Origin of the sequence: Novosphingobium sp. SG754 (assembly GCF_013149315.1) — a bacterium.
GTDB lineage: Bacteria > Pseudomonadota > Alphaproteobacteria > Sphingomonadales > Sphingomonadaceae > Novosphingobium > Novosphingobium capsulatum.
Window position 1 is genome coordinate 1 of the sequence record NZ_JABGCC010000030.1, and the last position, 1,054, is coordinate 1,054.

1 protein-coding gene is annotated in these 1,054 nt (G+C 61.6%); it reads right to left on the reverse strand.

Translation table 11 applies throughout. The features are described from left to right. Positions 1 to 16: 16 nt before the first annotated feature. A protein-coding gene (locus FHW97_RS21925; RefSeq protein ID WP_171799754.1) for an IS630 family transposase occupies positions 17 to 959 on the reverse strand; the annotation gives its coding sequence in 2 pieces (ribosomal slippage) (positions 17 to 622 and positions 624 to 959; 942 coding nt in all). Between the last annotated feature and the right edge of the window lie 95 nt (positions 960 to 1,054).

Below are 1,054 nucleotides of genomic sequence, written 5' to 3' on the forward strand. Positions count from 1 at the left end.
CTAGAGTTTGATGACATTACATTGACGCATAGCCTGAGTTTCTGAGGTAGTTTGCGCATTCGTCTGGCGTGAAGGCGTCGAGTAGTGAGCCGATGCGCCGCCATGTTGCCTCGACGGATCGCTCTGCGGCCTTTCGCAAGAGGTGCTTGAGCTTGGCGAAGACCTGCTCGATCGGATTGAGGTCGGGGCTGTAGGGCGGCAGGAACAGCAGGCGCGCACCCCGAGCCCGGATGGCAGCCCGAACGGCTGGCTTCTTATGGCTGGAGAGGTTGTCCATCACGACGATATCGCCAGGTGCAAGGGTCGGGCAGAGCTGTTCTTCGACCCATGCGGTAAAGCTGGCGGCGTTGATCGGCTGATCGAACACGAACGGCGCGTCGATCCGGTCGCAGCGCAGGGCGGCGATGAAGGTCATCGTTTTCCAGTGGCCATAAGGCACCTTGGTATGGAGCCGCTGACCGACTGGTGCCCAGCCCCGCAAGGGCGCCATGTTGGTCTTCGCCCAGGTCTCGTCCACAAAGACAAGGCGGCGGGGATCAGGCCGGCCCTGGAACTTCTTCCACTGCTCGCGCCGCCGGGTGATCTTCGGGCGCAGCTGTTCGGCCGGCAGAACGCTTTTTTTTGAAGCTCAGCCCTTCGGCATGAGCAAAGCGCCAGACCTGCACGTAATCGACCTTCACGCCGCGCTCGTTCAGCTCGGCAACCAGACCGCGCAAGGTGAAGTCGGTCCTTGTCCGATCCAGCAGCCAGTCACGCAATTCGCCCGTCAGAAGCCGAGGCTTGTGGCCACCAATTTGGGCCGGGGCGACTGTCCCGGTCTGCCGGTGCCGCTTAACCCACTTGATCGCGCTACTTTCCGAAATCCCGAACCGGGCAGCTGCGCCACGCGCCGACATGCCCTCGTCCAATACCGCGGCAAGCACCCGCTCGCGAAGGTCCATCGATAACGCTCGAACCATGCCATGCTGGCCTCCAGCACCAGCAGACATCGTGAATCACAACTCGCAGCCGTTGGGAATCCCCTATCGAGTCAATCCGATGTCATCACGCTCTA